The organism is Thalassobacillus devorans, assembly GCF_011761345.1.
GTDB classification, from domain to species: Bacteria; Bacillota; Bacilli; order Bacillales; family Halobacillaceae; genus Thalassobacillus; species Thalassobacillus devorans.
The window spans coordinates 70149-86997 of the sequence record NZ_JAASRY010000001.1 but is presented as its reverse complement, the minus strand read 5'-3'; the positions used below and the strand labels follow the sequence as shown (position 1 = coordinate 86997).

At 43.8% G+C, this 16849-nt stretch carries 16 protein-coding genes; 4 read left to right on the top strand and 12 right to left on the bottom strand.

What is annotated here, in order from left to right:
- Window positions 1-440: 440 nt before the first annotated feature.
- Window positions 441-1031 (top strand): SCO family protein, encoded by a 591-nt coding sequence (locus tag FHS45_RS00445; protein ID WP_062444263.1) that lies wholly within the window; start codon window positions 441-443, stop codon window positions 1029-1031.
- Window positions 1032-1268: 237 nt separating this feature from the next.
- Here FHS45_RS00445 and FHS45_RS00440 read toward each other — a convergent pair whose 3' ends face one another.
- From FHS45_RS00440 to FHS45_RS00430, 3 genes are all read right to left on the bottom strand, one after another.
- Window positions 1269-2807 carry a fatty acid--CoA ligase family protein gene (locus FHS45_RS00440; protein WP_062444260.1) on the bottom strand — a complete coding sequence of 513 codons (1539 nt, stop codon included), beginning with the start codon at window positions 2805-2807 and terminating at the stop codon, window positions 1269-1271.
- Between the two features lie 167 nt (window positions 2808-2974).
- Window positions 2975-3973 carry a lipoate--protein ligase gene (gene lplA, locus FHS45_RS00435; RefSeq protein WP_062447681.1) on the bottom strand — a complete coding sequence of 333 codons (999 nt, stop codon included), beginning with the start codon at window positions 3971-3973 and terminating at the stop codon, window positions 2975-2977.
- A gap of 65 nt (window positions 3974-4038) precedes the next feature.
- Complete coding sequence (locus tag FHS45_RS00430; RefSeq protein ID WP_062444258.1) at window positions 4039-4773, bottom strand: MBL fold metallo-hydrolase; 735 nt, start codon at window positions 4771-4773, stop codon at window positions 4039-4041.
- A 130-nt stretch (window positions 4774-4903) separates the two neighbouring features.
- Here FHS45_RS00430 and yhfH point away from each other — a divergent pair, with 130 nt between their 5' ends.
- On the top strand, window positions 4904-5032 hold the full coding sequence (yhfH, locus tag FHS45_RS00425) for a protein YhfH (RefSeq protein ID WP_082411990.1): 129 nt from the start codon (window positions 4904-4906) through the stop codon (window positions 5030-5032).
- Between the two features lie 199 nt (window positions 5033-5231).
- On the opposite strand, the gene FHS45_RS00420 is transcribed toward yhfH, so the two are convergent.
- The 5 genes from FHS45_RS00420 to FHS45_RS00400 form a co-directional block, all read right to left on the bottom strand.
- On the bottom strand, window positions 5232-5939 hold the full coding sequence (locus FHS45_RS00420; protein WP_062444256.1) for a CAP domain-containing protein: 708 nt from the start codon (window positions 5937-5939) through the stop codon (window positions 5232-5234).
- A 174-nt stretch (window positions 5940-6113) separates the two neighbouring features.
- Window positions 6114-7517 (bottom strand): protoporphyrinogen oxidase, encoded by a 1404-nt coding sequence (gene hemY, locus FHS45_RS00415; protein WP_062444254.1) that lies wholly within the window; start codon window positions 7515-7517, stop codon window positions 6114-6116.
- Between the two features lie 9 nt (window positions 7518-7526).
- Window positions 7527-8456 (bottom strand): ferrochelatase, encoded by a 930-nt coding sequence (gene hemH / locus FHS45_RS00410; protein ID WP_062444252.1) that lies wholly within the window; start codon window positions 8454-8456, stop codon window positions 7527-7529.
- A gap of 14 nt (window positions 8457-8470) precedes the next feature.
- Complete coding sequence (gene hemE, locus FHS45_RS00405; protein ID WP_062444249.1) at window positions 8471-9508, bottom strand: uroporphyrinogen decarboxylase; 1038 nt, start codon at window positions 9506-9508, stop codon at window positions 8471-8473.
- A gap of 175 nt (window positions 9509-9683) precedes the next feature.
- Complete coding sequence (locus tag FHS45_RS00400; RefSeq protein ID WP_229717792.1) at window positions 9684-11870, bottom strand: transglycosylase domain-containing protein; 2187 nt, start codon at window positions 11868-11870, stop codon at window positions 9684-9686.
- Between the two features lie 104 nt (window positions 11871-11974).
- On the opposite strand from FHS45_RS00400, the gene FHS45_RS00395 reads away from it, so the two are divergent.
- A complete protein-coding gene (locus FHS45_RS00395; protein ID WP_062444247.1) occupies window positions 11975-12481 on the top strand; it encodes an antibiotic biosynthesis monooxygenase family protein in 507 nt (168 codons plus the stop codon).
- 449 nt (window positions 12482-12930) lie between these two features.
- Here the strand turns inward: FHS45_RS00395 and FHS45_RS00390 are convergent, their stop codons facing one another.
- From FHS45_RS00390 to FHS45_RS00375, 4 genes are all read right to left on the bottom strand, one after another.
- Window positions 12931-13566, bottom strand: a complete 636-nt coding sequence (locus FHS45_RS00390) for a response regulator (protein WP_062444245.1) — start codon at window positions 13564-13566, stop codon at window positions 12931-12933.
- Window positions 13563-14624, bottom strand: coding sequence for a sensor histidine kinase (locus tag FHS45_RS00385; protein WP_062444243.1), 1062 nt, complete (start codon window positions 14622-14624; stop codon window positions 13563-13565). The genes FHS45_RS00390 and FHS45_RS00385 overlap by 4 nt, the downstream gene beginning before the upstream one ends.
- Before the next feature lie 11 nt (window positions 14625-14635).
- Window positions 14636-15409, bottom strand: coding sequence for a cell wall-active antibiotics response protein LiaF (gene liaF, locus FHS45_RS00380; RefSeq protein ID WP_062444241.1), 774 nt, complete (start codon window positions 15407-15409; stop codon window positions 14636-14638).
- Window positions 15410-15564: 155 nt separating this feature from the next.
- Entirely contained in the window at window positions 15565-16212 is a 648-nt protein-coding gene (locus tag FHS45_RS00375; protein ID WP_062444239.1) for a phosphatase PAP2 family protein, read from the bottom strand.
- A gap of 103 nt (window positions 16213-16315) precedes the next feature.
- Between FHS45_RS00375 and FHS45_RS00370 the strand changes: the two genes are divergently transcribed.
- Window positions 16316-16750, top strand: coding sequence for a ferritin-like domain-containing protein (locus FHS45_RS00370; RefSeq protein WP_062444237.1), 435 nt, complete (start codon window positions 16316-16318; stop codon window positions 16748-16750).
- Window positions 16751-16849: the final 99 nt, after the last annotated feature.

Genomic DNA, 16849 nt, shown 5'->3' with positions numbered 1-16849 from the left:
AGGGAGCTTTACTTGAACAGAGACTATGTAAAAAAAGAGATAAAAAAAGGACCAATATCCAAACGGTGGATATTGGCCAAAGAGACGACTGGTTAAACTTTTGAGTGAGGGAATTAAATCCATGAAAAAGCTTGGGAAGCTTTTCCAATCTGTTGTCAACCACCGAGGTGATTAACAACTAACTCATGATTTTATTTTAATATATACCTGGTATTCCTTCACCGAAAAAGTGTTGCGGTACACCGCAAAAACGTTTGCGCTATTGTTAGTTTTTGTCATAAAATTCTCATTTATTTGAAATTAATTCGGATTTCAGTTGAAATTGTGAATTTGTCTTCAAATTTTTGTCATCAGTTCGTCACGAGTTTCCCCTATTTCCCCTACCAGAACATTGTATGATAAAAGTATATTCTATTCGTAATGATGCAGGGGGAGTTATGATGAAAAAAAGATATTATGTCATGTTTGCCGGGATCATTGCCATCGGAATCACACTCGGTATTCTGTACATTGAGGTTTGGCGTGATTCCGGTGTCCAGCTGCCGAAGGATGTCCTGCTTGAAACGGCCTCAGCCGAAAGCTATGAGTTTGAAAACATGGAACCGAAAGTACGGCTTATCGAATTTTATTACACCCAGTGCCCGGATGTCTGTCCACTCACCACCCAACGGATGATGCACCTTCGAGAGATGCTGAAAGAAGAAGGCGTTTATGGAGATAAAGTGGAATTCATTTCTATATCGATCGACCCGGAAAAAGATACGCCAGAACGCATTCAGAAATACATGGAGACGTACGCCATAAGCCCGGATGAAAATGGCTGGACTTTCTTAAGAGGCTCGTTAGACGACACGAAAGCTTTCGCAGAACCTTTCCGCTTCCGCTTTGAAGACCGTGGCACCGACTATATTGTACACGATTCGTTCACTTACCTGATCGACCAGGATAATTACCTGATGGAGAAGTTTTCCATGGGGGAAGGCTTCGATAAAGAAAAAGTATTCAAACGAATTATGAGGAACGTTGACTGATTTCAAGCTGCAATCGCGGCAGTCATTTTTTGAGATAAAACCACGCTATAAGAGACAATCTTACCAGATAAGAGAAATCACAATAAGATGAGAGACAATTTCGAAAATAAGAGAGACAGATTGGAATTTTTATGAGACAAATTTAAAATTTTATGAGACAGCATCATAATATATGAGACAATCAACAAGAAGATATTCTCCTACAAAAACGAGGCCCGCACCGGGGCCTCGTTTTTCTTACTGAGTGATCTTTTCGCGCAGGTTTCTACGTAAAATTTTACCTGTCGTATTCTTGGGGAGCTCTTCTAAAAATTCCACACTGGTTGGTACTTTATATTTTGCCAGGTGTTCCTGACAATATGTGATCACCTGTTCTTCATTCAAGTCAGGATTATCGGATACGACAAAGCTGATCACCGTTTCACCAGAATCCCGATGAGGGGCTCCGATGACTGCTACTTCCGAAATGTTAGGGTGATCATACAACACTTCTTCCACTTCGCGCGGATAAACGTTGTAGCCGCCAACGAGGATCATGTCTTTTTTGCGGTCGACGATGTAGAAGTACCCTTCATCGTCCATTTTCGCCATATCCCCGGTATACAGCCATCCGTCTCGAATAGCGACAGTGGTTTCTTCGGGCAATTTGTAATAGCCCTTCATCACATTCGGGCCTTTAACGATCAACTCTCCGACTTCCCCTGGTGCTATTTCTTCTCCGAGCTCGTCCACGACACGATTTTCGACATTTTTAATACTCGTGCCGATCGATCCTGGTTTCCGAGGGCGGTCAAGCGGGTTGAAGCAAGTAACAGGGCTGGCTTCAGAAAGACCGTAGCCTTCGGAAACGATGACATCGAATTTTTTCTCGAATGCTTTCAAAAGTGCAACTGGCATCGAAGCACCGCCGGAAATACAGAGACGGTTATGCTTGAACGTTTCCTCCATGTCATCTCCGGTTTGCAGCAGGTAGTTATACATTGTCGGCACGCCCGCAAATACGGTAGCCTTCCTCTCTTGAGAAATTGTAAAAACATCCTGCGGAGAGAATTTTGGCACAATCAGTACAGTCCCCCCATTCATCAAAGGACCGTTCAAGGCAACAGTCAGACAGAAAACATGAAACATTGGCAGTGCAGCAATCACCCTGTCATCATTGGTAAATTCCAGATAGTCCGCAACATCTTTGGCATTAGAATAGATGTTTCTATGGGTGAGCATCGCCCCTTTCGGCTTTCCGGTCGTTCCGGAAGTATAGAGAATAACAGCGGTATCCTCGTCGTTAAGCTCCGGACGTTCCAGCTCCAAACTTCCTGCTCCGACAGCATTTGTAAACGGTTTCATTTTTCCACTTAAAGAAGCCTGTTCCCAGTCCGGATTTCCTCCGGTCTCTCCAACAAAATAATGCCTGATTCCCGGAATGGCTGCATCCATATGTTCAAATTTCTCGAGCAGGACATCCATCGTAATAACGCCTTTTACGTCTCCGTTTTTCAAAATATAGCTCATTTCATCAACCGTATAAATCGGATTGATTGGGATTACCGTGGCTCCGATTCGCAAAGCTCCATACAGACCAATAACAAAAAACGGACTATTACCAACGACCAATGCGATGTGATCCCCTTTTCCATAACCAAGCTGCTTAAGACTGGAAGCAAACTTTGTGACGGCTACTTCTAATTCCTGATAGCTGGTTTCCTTATCCTGAAATATGTACGCTGCCTTGTCTGGTTGCTGCTTAGCCGTCAATGATAATTGATCACTGATATTCATAATGCGTCCCCCTTCGCAATAAAATGAATGAATGGTCATTCACCATTCTGTAAAAAATATTCATTCTAATTATAAAATACCGAAAACTTTCCTGCAACAAGGGATTAATTATTATAGATTTTGGTCAAATAAAAAGACTCCCGTATTTAGGAGTCTTTTCACTGGTATTAATAAAGGATATTGAGAAAATCTTCTTTTGTAATTTTGCCAAGATAATGGGAAATATCTACATCAGCCAATGCTTCCGAGATAGCATTTTTCTCATACTTTGTACCGATCAGACGCTCCTCGATTTCACTAATATCACCTACGCCGAAAAAGTCCCCGTAAATTTTCACGTTTTTAATCATACCCTTCGCTACATCAAGGCGGACATCATAACTGCCTGCCCCTTCATACCGCTTCGTATGCTGGATATTAAATTTCGGTGATTTGCCATAATTCCATTCCCAGTTCTGATAGCGCTCTTCTGACAACTTGTGAATGGCTTCCCAATCTTCTTCAGTCAATTTATATTGCGGCACATCCTTTACATCTTCCACATCGAAAATATAACGAAGGATAAGACGCTTGAACTCGTCCATCGTAATTTTTTCATCCAGATATTCGGCAATGTTAGCAACACGGCTTCGTATCGACTTAATGCCTTTGGATTTGATCTTTTCCGTTTTTACATTTAATGATTTTACTACATGCTCAACTTCCGAGTCGAACATCAAGGTTCCATGGCTGAACATACGGCCGCGCGTGGAAAATTGCGCATTACCGGAAATTTTACGGCCATCAACCGTAATATCGTTTCGTCCGGAAAGCTCAGCATCGACGCCAAGTTTCTTAAGCGCTTTTGTTACAGGTTCCGTAAACTTCGCAAAATCATGGAAACTATCCCCATCATCTTTCGTAATGAAGCTGAAGTTCAAGTTACCAAGGTCGTGATAAACAGCACCACCGCCTGACAAACGACGAACCACATGAATTCCGTTCTCTTCTACATAGTCGGTATTGATTTCTTCTACGGTGTTCTGGTTTTTTCCAATAATGATCGATGGTTTATTGATATAGAACAATAAGTATGTTTCGTTGATATCTAAATTTTTCAGTGCGTATTCTTCAATAGCCAGATTGATTCGCGGGTCATTGATTCCCTCATTATCAATAAATAGCATGACAATCAGCCCTTTCATTTATTCTGCCACCTACCATTGTAATTAAATCCCTCAAAAGAAACAATTCATCGGCTCTTCCATGTCCACCCTTCCCTTGCAAGCGAAACCGGTCCCTCATACCTCTCTTTCGCTTCCTTGACCAACTGGCCGTGTTCACCAAAATGAGGAAGATGGCTGAGCAATAGCTTATGAACTCCTGCTTTTTCTGCAATAGCACCTGCTTCCTCGCTCGTCATATGGCCTGGACCAGCCCCGTCCATTCCTTTATAAAAATTTGTATCTGTAATTAATAAATCGGCGCCTTCAGCAAAAGGAATCCACTCTTCGGAAAAGCTCGTATCAGCTGTATAAACGACTTTATCTTCACCATGAGAGATTGCCATGCCGTAACAGGGAACAGGATGGTTCGTCTCCTGAAATTTCACCGTAAACGGTCCGATACTTAGAGTTTCCGCTGGATCGTACGCTTTTCCTTCTGTGTACTGATGCGATAACGAGTTGAACTTCGCTGTATCAAACGGATGTCCATAAATTGGCAGTTTCCTATTAGTGTCTTGTAAGGTGTTCTGTACCAGCCAGGCATATTGCAGGACGCCAACATCCGCAATGTGATCCTGATGATAATGGGAAATAAGTACTGCATCTAACTGAAAAGGATCAGTAAATTTCTGCAATCTGGACATACTCCCACTGCCACAATCCACCAGCAAACGAAAGTTATCCTGTTCGAATAAATAGCATGATGTCGCACTTTTAACTGCCGGATAAGCTCCCCAATAGCCAATGACAGTCACTTTCATATGAGTTCCTCCTTTTTCCAACATATTTACTATTTTAAAATTGTTTTATAACAGCCTATTGTATTCTGTGTTTTGTTATATTACAATATGGGTATACTAACTTCAAACACAAAATCAGGAGGCGATTTTCATGATGAGTATTGTTGAATTCTTTAAAAATCTTCCACGTAAACAGTGTGCAAGCTGTGGTAATGCCATTGATGAGAAAGCAGACTGCTACGGCAACCTTTGTGATGAATGCGATCATCCAGCACGCTAAGTGCTGTTAATCGAATATCCTTTGCGATGATTTCCTTTCACCTTGGGACAGCTGTTATATAGCTGTCCTATTTTTTATGTTTTGTATTAACATGACTATAACAGATTTTCATCTCTTCAAGAAAAATTCAGCCTCTGTTCTAAACATTTCTTTACGAAAAAAGAATCCCGCCAGTTAGCGGAATTCTTTTTATTCATATTTATTTTCTGATGAACATTTGGGTCCAGTAATCCCCATTCGCATCATAACCGACACCGATATGTGTCAACTGTCCATTTAAAATATTTTTCCTGTGTCCAGAACTGTTCATCCATCCTTCTACGACACTTTCAGGCGTCTGCTGACCGGCTGCAATGTTTTCTGCCGCTCTTTGATAGTCGACTCCAAAGTCTTTCATCATGTCAAAAGGACTGCCATAAGTCGGAGAGTTATGGCTGAAATAATCATTTTCCGCCATATCTTCTGACTTTTCCTGTGCGACCTCCATCACTTCCGTATCAATTTTGAGCGGTTTAAGACCATTCTTTTCCCGCTCCTTGTTGGTAAGATCAACAACTTGCTGTTGGATATCATTAACGTTTGAATCTCCCTGAGGCTGTTGCGGCTGGTTCTGATCTGTTTCGTCATTACGATTGTCCGGCGTTACGTTATCCCCGTTCGGATAGTTACTGCCATTAGGATTCTCATAGTTGTCCCGTTGTGTATATTCTCCAAGATCATAGTCAGTAAAAAAGCGATATTCATCCCGCTGGATGTTATCCTGCCTTGGAGTAAAATCATCAGGACCAAAGTTAACCTGCTGCGGATCATTGTTTACATCGCGCATTCCCTCGTCATTTCCTGCGGCACAAGCAATTAGAAATGTCATTAAAAACAGGGAAAATCCCTGTGTGATAAGCTTTTTCATAAGATAACCTCTTTTCTTATATCGATGGTCATCTGTAGTATTAGCGGTAACAATGTGCTTCAACCGCACCTATAAATGGAAAGAATAATAACTAATGTTAGAACGGTTATAGAGGAAGAAAAAAGCCCAGAATTAAATTCTGAGCTTGGCGTTATACTGCATTCATGAAAATTATTATTTCAGGTATTTCAATACTTTTTCGACTGCTTCCTTTCCCTGGTCAATACAGTCGGGAACACCGACGCCGTGATAGGACCCTCCTGCCAGGTACACGCCTGGAAGTTCCTGTTCCATTGCTTGCTGTATTTCATTCATTCGCTGTTTGTGACCAACCGTGTATTGCGGCATCGCATTTTTCCAGCGGGTAATAACGGAAAATTCCGGATCAGCGGTAATGTTCATGGTTTTATTGAGATCCTTCAGGACGATATCAACAATTTCTCCATCAGATAGGTCAACGACTTCCTGGTCATCCGGTTTCCCGACATAGCAGCGGAGCAGGACTTTTCCTTCCGGCGTTGAGTGAGGCCATTTTTTATGCGTCCATGTACAGGCAGTAATGCGGAAATCACTGTTACGGGACACCACAAATCCGGTTCCATCTATGTCTTTTTTGACCGCAGAGGCATCGAAAGCCAGCGCCACGTTCGCGACAGATGTAGCTGGCATCCCCTGGAACGGCTTCATAAAATCATGTTTACTTAACATCCGCTCCGCGGCAAAATGAGGCGTAGCCAAAATCACGGAGGCTGCTTCCATGACAGTTCCGTCATTTAATAACAGGTTATAATGGCTGGCTTTCTTTTCAATGTGATCTACCGCTTTATTCGTATGGACTGTACCTTCGTCAAGATGGTCAGTAACCGCCTCTACCAACGACTCCAAACCATCTTTCAACGTTAAAAACATGCTTGGCTTTTTGCCTTTTTTAACAGGTTTTCGGGCAGGCATCGTTTTATTCAAGCCTTTAATCAAGCTCCCGTATTCCTGTTCCAGATGATAAAAATTTGGAAACGTGGACATTAGGCTAAGATTATCAATGTCGCCGGCATATATTCCGGATAATAACGGCTCAATCAGATTTTCAACTACTTCATCTCCAAGACGATTACGGAAAAAATGACCAAGTGACTGGTCGTCCTGCTGAGCGCCTTTCGATTTGACGAAGTCCTTTGAGGCTTTCACTTTCCCGACTGGGGAAAACAAACCGGAAAACAGAAACGGACGTACTTTCGTCGGAATTCCCATAAAAGAGCCACTCGGCATTTTATGAAGCTTATTTTTCACTAAAATATACGATTGACCAGTACCATTGGGAACCAGCTTATCGCCAAGACCGACTTCAGAAGCGAGCTCCGATGCACTTTTCTTTCGGGCTAAAAAGGAATCCGGTCCTCGTTCGATCGTGAAGCCATCCCTCTGTTCCGTTTTGATTTTTCCGCCTAATTTATCACTCGCTTCCAACAGCTTAACCTCATAAGGAAGCTGCTGATGTTTGATTTCTTTTTGTAAATAGTAAGCGGCAGCGAGACCTGTAATTCCGCCGCCGACTACTACAATTTGTTTAGTTTCAGACATGGACATCCCCTATTCTTTCACTTTTTCCAAAACGACTTTTGCTAAAGTATCAATGAATTTAGGATGGGTATTAGGCATATCCGGACGATAGTAATTCGCACCTACTTCATCACAGACAACTTTACATTCGTAATCATTGTCATAAAGAACTTCAAGGTGGTCAGATACAAAACCTACCGGTGCATAGACAAAGGAACGATAGCCTTTTTCGTTGTATAAGTCTCTCGTTAAATCCTGTACGTCCGGTCCAAGCCAAGGATCCGGGGTGTTCCCTTCACTCTGCCAGCCAATTTCGTATTGGGTGATACCAGAAGCTTCGGCAATCAAGTCTGCTGTCTTTTTTAACTGATCCGGGTATGGATCACCGCCTTGCAGAATTTTCTCCGGAAGGCTATGCGCAGACACGATCAGGCAGGCTTTCTCCTTTTCCGCATCATCCATTTGCTCATAAACAGAATCTATTTGTTCTTTCCAGTAGTCAATGAATCCTGGCTCATCATACCAGCTCTCCACGGACTTGATTGTCAATCCATGTTTTGCTGCCTCTTCCTGAGCACGACCATTGTAGGATTTGACACTGAAGGTAGAATAATGCGGTGCCAGTACAAGGGAGACTGCCCCTTCGATACCGTCTTCCACCATTTGTGCTACTGCATCCTCTATGAACGGTTCAATATGTTTGAGACCAAGGTAGAGTTTAAACTCTACCTCGTCCTGAAGCTCATTCAGTTTCGCTTCGATCGCTTTTCCCTGATCTTCTGTGATCCGTGCAAGCGGAGATATCCCGCCAATAGCATCGTAACGTTCGCGCAGGTCCTGCAGCATTTCTTCCGAAGGTTTGCGCCCCCGGCGAATGTGTGTATAGTAACGTTCAAGGTCTTCTTCTTTATAAGGAGTGCCGTAAGCCATTACCAGCAGCCCCATTTGTTTCTTTGCCATCAATCATTCACCTCTTAATTTCTGCTGGAATACTCATGAATCAGGCTGGTCAACCGTTTTAGTGTCTCCGGCTTGATATCAGGTGTCACCCCGTGACCAAGATTGAAGATATGGGCAGGATTTTCCTTTCCTTCATCAATGATCCGTTTGGCACGCTCCTCGATAACTTCCCAGTCCGATAACAGTAAGGAAGGATCCAGGTTGCCTTGAAGCGGCTTCGTGATGCCAAGATTTCTTGCTTCTGCAATAGACATTCTCCAGTCCAGGCCTAACACATCAACTGGAAGGTCATTCCACTCTGTGATCAAATGACGTGCTCCGACACCAAACATGATCAACGGTACCCCTTCTTCCTGAAGCGAAGAAAAGATACGGTGCATTACTGGCTTGATGAATGTACGGTAATCTTCCTGATTCAACGCACCGACCCAGGAGTCGAAAATCTGAATCGCCTTTGCTCCAGCATTGACTTGTCCCCGGACATATTCGATCGTCATATCGGCCAACTTATCCATCAACATAAACCATGTTTCCGAGTCGCTGTACATCAAGGATTTGGTTTTATTATAATTTTTTGAAGGGCCACCCTCAATCATATAGCTTGCCAAGGTAAACGGTGCCCCGCTGAAACCGATCAACGGGACGTCCAGCTGCTCGTTTGTCAGCAGTCTGATAGTATCCAACACGTAGGGGACATCGGATTCTGGATCAATCGTGCCTAATTTCTCGACATCAGCTTTCGACTGGATCGGATTATCGATGACCGGACCAATTCCTTTTTTAATATCGACATCCACCCCAATAGCAGGAAGCGGCGACATAATGTCTTTATAGAGAATTGCCGCATCAACGTCATATTGTTCCACTGGCAGCCTCGTTACATAGGCACACAACTCCGGCTGATGAGTGATTTCAAATAAAGAATACTTCTCCTTCAGCTGGCGGTATTCCGGCTGAGAACGGCCAGCCTGACGCATATACCATACTGGTGTGTAATCCGTCGTTTCTCCACGGAAGGCTCTCAAAATCGTATCGTTGATCTGTCTTGTCATGCTAAATAACCCCTTTACTATATGTTCACCATAACTGGAACCGGATCTGTCAGCACATGCCTGCTATCCGTTCCACCAATAACTGTCATACTTTTATCCGTATACCACTATAACACTTTTTTACTATCTACATAGGACTTGAGGATTTTTGTCACCATTTTGTGCGATTTTCCGGTTACCATTCCAATACTGCCCGATTGGACTGCTGTCCCTCCATCTTTGTATATGGATCGTAAGGAACAACATAATAGGTATGGCGCTGGAAGACGTTCTTTATGTCCACCTTGAACGTCCCTTTGCCGGTTACTTCCCCTACACGGGTATCAACTCCAGGCTCCTCTTTATAAATGTGATAGACAATTCGGTCATCCTCACCAGGTGTCCAGGACAATCTGCCTCGAATAAGCGATGAACCTCCTACTTCGAACTTTACGTTAAGGTCGTCAATCACTGGAAGTTTTACTGGAGGGGCGACATCCTCTTCTACTCCTTCAGGCTGTTGGAAGCTGGCGCTCAACCCTTTTTGCTGATCGATTTTTGTCAGAATCGATTTCATCATAGCAGTGGGGTAGCTGCTTCCCCCTTCCAGATAATGATCTTTCCCGGATGAATCATAACCCATCCACAAACTTCCGACATATTCCGGTGTATAGCCGGCAAACCATACATCTTTATTTTTACCTGGGACGGAATCATGCTGCTGGGTACCTGTCTTGCCCGCTAGAGCTTTTCCATAACTGCCTGATGTCCCGGTCCCGTGGGAAACGACACGCTGAAGCATCTCGGTCATATTCCAGGCCACCTGTTCAGAAAAAACAGTTCGTTCTTTCGGCTCCATTTCTTCGATGACTTCTCCGTTTCGGTCTTCGATTTTCTTTATGGCGTAAGCGTCGATCGCCTTTCCGCCTCTCGAAAAAGCACGGTAAGCTTCTACCATCTCCACTGGTGAGTAGCCATGCTCAAGTCCGCCGAGCGCCAGCGACAAGCCGCTGTCATTGGTTTCCAGGCCAAGCTTCTTCAAGTATTCTTTGGAAGTCTTAATACCAATTTGGTCAAGCAGCCATACCGCTGGGACGTTTTTTGACTTCACCAGCGCATCATATAGGGAGACAAGCCCTTCATAATTACCATCATAGTTTTTAGGTTCGTAATTACCAAATTTCATTGGGCGGTCAACTAGTAAGGAGTACGGATCATACCCTGCCTCCATCATCGCAGGCCCGTAGACTGACAATGGTTTGATGGTTGAACCTGGGGAACGCCGTACGTTGGCACGGTTCATGGTACCGTGCTCGTAATCACGTCCTCCGATAGCGGCAACAATTGCTCCGCTGTCCGCATCCATCAATGTGAATGCACCTTGCACTCCTTCTACAGAGCCTGGTGCATATTCGCCATTCTGCATCTCCTCATAAGCGATTTTCTGGATGTCAGGGTCCATTCCGGTAATAATCCGGTATCCTCCGCGCTTCAGTTCATCCCGGCTGATATTGTAACGGGCTGCAGCTTCCCGGATGACCAGATCCACGTAACTATTGGACCATTTCTGATCTTCGCGCTCCTGGTAATTCACTTCAAGCGTCTTACCTTGCAGCTGTAGTAACTGCTCGGATGTAATCATACCAACACTGTGCATACGATCGAGCACGACGTTCCTTCGCTTCACGGCTTCTTCAGGATTATCAACTGGCGAGTATGTGTTCGGTGCTTTTGGCATACCCGCGAGCATTGCCCCTTCAGAAATAGTCAGCTCTGAGGCAGGCTTGTTGTAAAAGACTTGGGAGGCCTGCTCGACCCCATAAATCCCTTTCCCGAAGTAAATCCGGTTCAGGTATAGTTCCAGTATTTCTTTTTTCGTGTAATTACGCTCCAAATACAGTGCAGCCATAACTTCTTTTGTCTTTCGCATCCATGTCTTATCATTGGTCAAAAACAGGTTTTTGGCAAGCTGCATCGTAATCGTACTGCCGCCTTCTACCTTCTTCATTGCTATCAAATCTTTATAGACGGCACGGAAAATTGCCCGTGGGTCCACCCCGCCATGTTCATAAAAACGGGCATCCTCAACAGCCATAAACGCCTCCTCGACGTGATCCGGTATTTCATCGATTGAAACAAGCGTACGATTCTCTGTGTAGATTCGCTCGATCACTTCTCCGTTTTCCAGTTCTACTGTCGTGGCATCATTCAATACCAGCTTTTCTTTATCTGCCACCAGCATGCCGCCAAACAAAATCGTCAAGTAGCCAAGCACAGCCAGTATGACAGCACTTAATGCGATAATTGCGGCCCATTTATAACGCTTTTTCTTCAGACGTTTCATTCTGGTCGTCGGTCTACCGTTGTTATTCCAAAGTTTCAAGGGTTGCGCATCCTTTCTTATAACTTTCCTCTATGTGTTATAACTTGTTTTTTCTTTTCTTTCATTGCTAAACTGAATTTATAATGGAAAGGGGATATGTGCAAATGAAAGTTTCTATGACAAATGGTACACCAAACTATTTAGCAAAGCTAGATAAGAAACACCCAGAAACGACACTCTTTTTCATGCAGGATCAAGATAAAACTGTTGCATACCATGAAGGTGAGCCTGGCATTTTCGAAGAAGGCCGGGACTATGAAACAGTAGACGCAGTCGGCGAGATGAAGCCCGAGGGGTTTGTCGTCATGAACAACATTCCTGTCAGTGACGAAGGTCGCCCTGTTTTTGAAGACCGTTTCAAAAACCGCAAAGGCGGAGTGGAACAAATGGAAGGCTTCCAGGCACTGCGCATTCTCCGTCCTTTAAAAGGAAACACTTATGTAGTTCTCACGCAATGGCGCAATGAAAATGACTTTGAAGACTGGAAGAACTCCCAGTCGTTTGAACAGGCGCATCAAAATTCCGGACCAAAGCATACCAAAAAACCTTCCTTTATCGACGGTGACGCTTATATCACCAAATACCGAATGGTACAATTTGAAGAAGAATAATTGACTTCTCGCTAAGTACCTGTGTCGAAAACCTTAATACTTTCTTAATACTTTCTGTTTCTTACCCTAAGAGGGAGTGTCTCTCTTATAAGATTTAATTCTCTCTTTTTTTAAAATTTGTCTCTCTTTTTTTCGTTTTTGTCTCTCTTTTCTTCAAAATTGTCTCCTATCGATAAGAGATTGTCACTCTTCCTTATGGGGGCGTCTCTCATATTTGCAAATTGTCTCATATAGCGTTCATGAGTAGGCTTAGGAGTACAGCACGCCCCCAAGTGAACCGTTCCCTGAGCTGCCTGATACTTTAAAAAGTTAAAAAATCGAGTAGGAAACCTTTTTCAGTTTCCTACTCGATTTCAATGCTAATAAAGTGAGCAGGCATACAGATCCTACTCACACTTTTACATCACTCAGACATTTGTCAATAATTACGAACGAATCGCCCTGCTCCCTTAAATTTTTTTCAGCAATTGATTTTTATGGGCATAGACCGCCGCCTGTGTCCGGTCGTGGACACCTAGTTTACTGAGGATATTGCTGACATGGGTTTTCACGGTTTTGATGCCTATATAAAGAGAATCACTGATCTCCTGGTTGGTCATCCCTTCTCCGATACATAACAACACTTCCAGTTCCCGCTGCGTCAGTTCATCATGGGGTTTCTTCTCGGATGATCGGAAGCGGTTCATCATCTTCCCCGCCACTTTTGGTTCGATCGTATTTTCACCACGATAGGCTTTCTTGATAGCATCGGCGATTTCATCGGCTGATGAAGTTTTCAGCATATAGCTGAATGCTCCTGCCTCAAGCGCCGGGAACACTTTTTCATCATCATAATAGCTGGTGAGAATAATCACTTTACAACCGGGATGTTCGGCCATGATTTGTTTTGTAGCTTCAATGCCGGTGCCATCTTCCATGATCAAGTCCATCAGCACGACGTCTGGCTTCAAGTCAGCAACCAGCTTCGCTCCTTTATTCCCGCTGGAGGCTTCTCCGATGATGTCAAGCTCATCCTCGGTATTCAAATAAGCGATGACTCCTTTTCGGACAACATCATGATCATCAACTACCACAACCTTTATCATCCTATCTCCCCCTTAACTGTCTGCAACGGCACACGTATATCAATATGCGTTCCTTCCCCTTCCCGTGAGCGGAGTGCAAAGTTGCCCCCTATCTCCCCAGTCCTTTCTCGCATTGTTTTCAATCCATAGGAAGCAACAATCGTTTCCTTTTCCTTCATATTGAACCCCACCCCATTGTCTCCAATATGTAAAAAAAGCTCTTCGTTTTTCTCTTTCAGGCTGACATTGACATCCGTGGCATTCGAATGCCGCAGTATATTGGATAACGCCTCCTGGATAATCCGGAATAGATGCTCCTCTTTTGTTTGAGAGAGACCTCCTGTTTCCTCCATTTGCACGTGAAAATGGATGGGGCACTTTTGCTCCAGTTCTTCAACCAGGCGCTCGATCCCTTTGGTCAACGGTTCCCCTGATAAATGAACAGGTCTGAGGTGCAGCAATAATGCACGCATTTCTGTCTGTGCCTGTAAAGCCATTGCAGAAATTTCCTCCAGCTGCCGTTTCGCCTGATCTGGTTTTTTATCGAACACCCTTACTGCCGCCTGGGACATCATCGTCAATGCAAATAGCTGCTGGCTTACCGCATCATGCAAATCCCGGGCCAGCCGCTGGCGTTCTTCCATGGTCGCAGCACTATGGGCTTTTTTGGCGAGCTCTGCTTTCTCATCCGCAAGACGCACTAAAGAGTCCTTTTGTTCCTGCAATTTTCCGCCCAGCTCATTTAACTCACTGGCAATTCTCGCAATTTCATCTTCTTCACTGAACAAAACTTTCGTCTTGAAGTTCCCTCTTGCCAGATGGGTAATCACTGTCGATAGACTATCGATACGGTCCTTTAAATCTCCGCTTGAGCGGAAGCCTGCATAAAAAGACATGAACAGGCCAAGCAGAAAATAAATGCCCATAAATAAAAGAATTGCTCCTGCTGCCAGCCACTCCGGTGTGAACCATACATGGATGGAGAGCAGGACAGCCAGCAGCACAAAGGTATTCAGTATCAGTCCAAATAAATGAGATCGTATAAACGTATATCTAATACTGCTTAATCGTTTCAACATACTATCCGCTCCTATACCTTGTCGACCCGAACATCGCCAGCCTTAAGATCAATATCGATCGTCAATCGCCTTGTTGCATCCTGATAACCTGGAGTCTCAAATGTCGTCGATCTATTGATGCCGTCAGATGTCTTTCCCAAAAGATTGATACTGCCGGCTTTAACAAAGGCTTCTATCCGGTAATCAAGGTTCTCCGGCATCAGCATTTTTATATCTCCAGCCCAGCCTTTAACAGAAATAGGGGTATCCTTTTCAGGTATAAAAGCTTTTGTAAAATCAAAGTGGTAATCCCCTACTGCATTCCACAGTTGCATCGGTTCCACTTTCCAATTTTCTGCATTATATTGATGGTCTCCGATTACCGTGTGCATTTTCTTATTGTTATGTTTCTTTTCAAATGAAGACCCACTGAGGTCTTCCGTATCGACATTCACCCGGAACCGTTTCCGGCTGCCTCCGAGAAACATACCAAATCCAATGTAGATAAATAGAAGCGGCCAGAGCTTGAGCACATCGCTAAACGTAAATATAATAACGCCTATTTCTCCCAGCAGCACCAGGAGCCCATAAATAGTAAAAAAAGAACCGAACATCCAGGAACCCCCGTGGCCAGCCAACCTGTCCCACCAGAGCTTCAGCCCGGTAAGCATAAGGATTGCAGCTAATATCATTCCCCATGATATATATAACGTCTTATCAATTACCCCTAGATTTTCCAACATAAGCACAATGCCTGTTCCTATCAGCAAGAAAGCAAGCAAGAAGTGCAGCCATCCTTTTCTCATCATCGCTCATCCCTTTTTGTCTCTATCTTTGTTAAAATTAGACAACCTTGTCTTTAATCCCTTCTTTTTACAGGGTTATCTTTTATTTTCCTGGCTCCATTATCACAAAAAAATCCCCGAGCCGTAACGCTCGGGGGAATGGTTCTTTCTCCGTCTCAAGTCGGAGATGATTCTCTTCTTCCTTTCCACCTATGATATAAAGAAAGCCACACCGCGACAACAAGGATTCCAAAGCTGAAACCTGCCACCACGTCCGTTAAATAATGCACCCGTAACACATAACGGCTGAATCCGATCAGCAGAATCAATATCAGACCCACCGCAAGGATCCAGACGGCTGCCTTCATACTTTTCATTTGTATCATCAAAAAATAAACAAGCAGACTATAGGTGACCATCGATACCATCGCATGACCACTGGGATAACTTAACCCTGTACCATCGACACTTTCCAAAATACGTGGTCGTTCCCGCTGAACAAGATGCTTAATGGCAAAGTTAGCGCCATAACCTGCAGCAACGCCTGCCACAAGCATAATCCCTGCGAGGATATCCTTATAGTAAAACCAGAGAATCAACCCTGTTATGATCGCTATCGTATATAAGAACCAGCTCGAACCCAACTCGGTAATCCATCGGAACATAGATTCCACAGCAGTTCCTTCGACCTCAGCAACAAATGGACTTGCCCAGCGGTCAAGATTCGGTGTCCCTTCTGAAGCTACTTGGAACGTGAATATGATAACCGATAGGAACGCGAGCACAAGCATGGCTGTCAAAAAGTAGCGCTGCTTTTTCCTCATTAACTGTACCTCCATTCTTCCTTACGATACCACATAGACGTTTATGAAAAACTATCCAGGGAATAGTAACCATGGAATATTTTATTGGAAAGGATGAATGGATATGGATCAAAATATGAAAGAATTGATTGAAGGTCTTAATGAGGACCTAGCACATGAATATGCAGCTTCAATTATGTATACGTATAATGCAGCAACCGTTGATGGCCTTTATTATTCCGTATTGAAGCCATTTTTCGAAGGAGAAATCGCTGACGAGCAGGGACACGCTCTCTATCTATCTGAAAAAATTAAAATTCTTGGAGGTACCCCTACAACCACTCCAGCAGAAGTAAAGCAGCTGACGAACGTCAAGGATATGCTGGAAGAAGCTCGCAAGTCAGAGGAAGATACTATTAACCGTTATGAAAAACGCAAACAGCAGGCAGACGAACTTGGTTTGACTGAATTAGTAGTCAAGCTTGAGGATATGATTGCTGATGAAACCCAGCACATGGAAGAAATGGAACGTCTGCTGGCTGACCCGCGTTTATCTTAATAATTAAAGAATGAAAACGTCCGGAATCCCCGTCCGGGCGTTTTCTTTATGTCCACATATTCTGACAATGGCGGTGAATGTGATAGAATAAAAAGCAAG

Bases quoted from the DNA above. Each gene is read 5' to 3' on its own strand.
- FHS45_RS00390 (WP_062444245.1), bottom strand. From the start codon at position 13,566: ATGATAAAGGTTGTGGTAGTTGATGATCATGATGTTGTCCGAAAAGGA.
- FHS45_RS00370 (WP_062444237.1), top strand. From the start codon at position 16,316: ATGGATCAAAATATGAAAGAATTGATTGAAGGTCTTAATGAGGACCTA.
- hemY (WP_062444254.1), bottom strand. From the start codon at position 7,517: ATGTCTGAAACTAAACAAATTGTAGTAGTCGGCGGCGGAATTACAGGT.
- yhfH (WP_082411990.1), top strand. From the start codon at position 4,904: ATGATGAGTATTGTTGAATTCTTTAAAAATCTTCCACGTAAACAGTGT.
- FHS45_RS00430 (WP_062444258.1), bottom strand. From the start codon at position 4,773: ATGAAAGTGACTGTCATTGGCTATTGGGGAGCTTATCCGGCAGTTAAA.
- lplA (WP_062447681.1), bottom strand. From the start codon at position 3,973: ATGCTATTTATTGATAATGAGGGAATCAATGACCCGCGAATCAATCTG.
- FHS45_RS00375 (WP_062444239.1), bottom strand. From the start codon at position 16,212: ATGAGGAAAAAGCAGCGCTACTTTTTGACAGCCATGCTTGTGCTCGCG.
- FHS45_RS00440 (WP_062444260.1), bottom strand. From the start codon at position 2,807: ATGAATATCAGTGATCAATTATCATTGACGGCTAAGCAGCAACCAGAC.
- hemH (WP_062444252.1), bottom strand. From the start codon at position 8,456: ATGGCAAAGAAACAAATGGGGCTGCTGGTAATGGCTTACGGCACTCCT.
- FHS45_RS00445 (WP_062444263.1), top strand. From the start codon at position 441: ATGAAAAAAAGATATTATGTCATGTTTGCCGGGATCATTGCCATCGGA.
- FHS45_RS00385 (WP_062444243.1), bottom strand. From the start codon at position 14,624: ATGTTGAAACGATTAAGCAGTATTAGATATACGTTTATACGATCTCAT.
- FHS45_RS00395 (WP_062444247.1), top strand. From the start codon at position 11,975: ATGAAAGTTTCTATGACAAATGGTACACCAAACTATTTAGCAAAGCTA.
- FHS45_RS00420 (WP_062444256.1), bottom strand. From the start codon at position 5,939: ATGAAAAAGCTTATCACACAGGGATTTTCCCTGTTTTTAATGACATTT.
- liaF (WP_062444241.1), bottom strand. From the start codon at position 15,409: ATGAGAAAAGGATGGCTGCACTTCTTGCTTGCTTTCTTGCTGATAGGA.
- hemE (WP_062444249.1), bottom strand. From the start codon at position 9,508: ATGACAAGACAGATCAACGATACGATTTTGAGAGCCTTCCGTGGAGAA.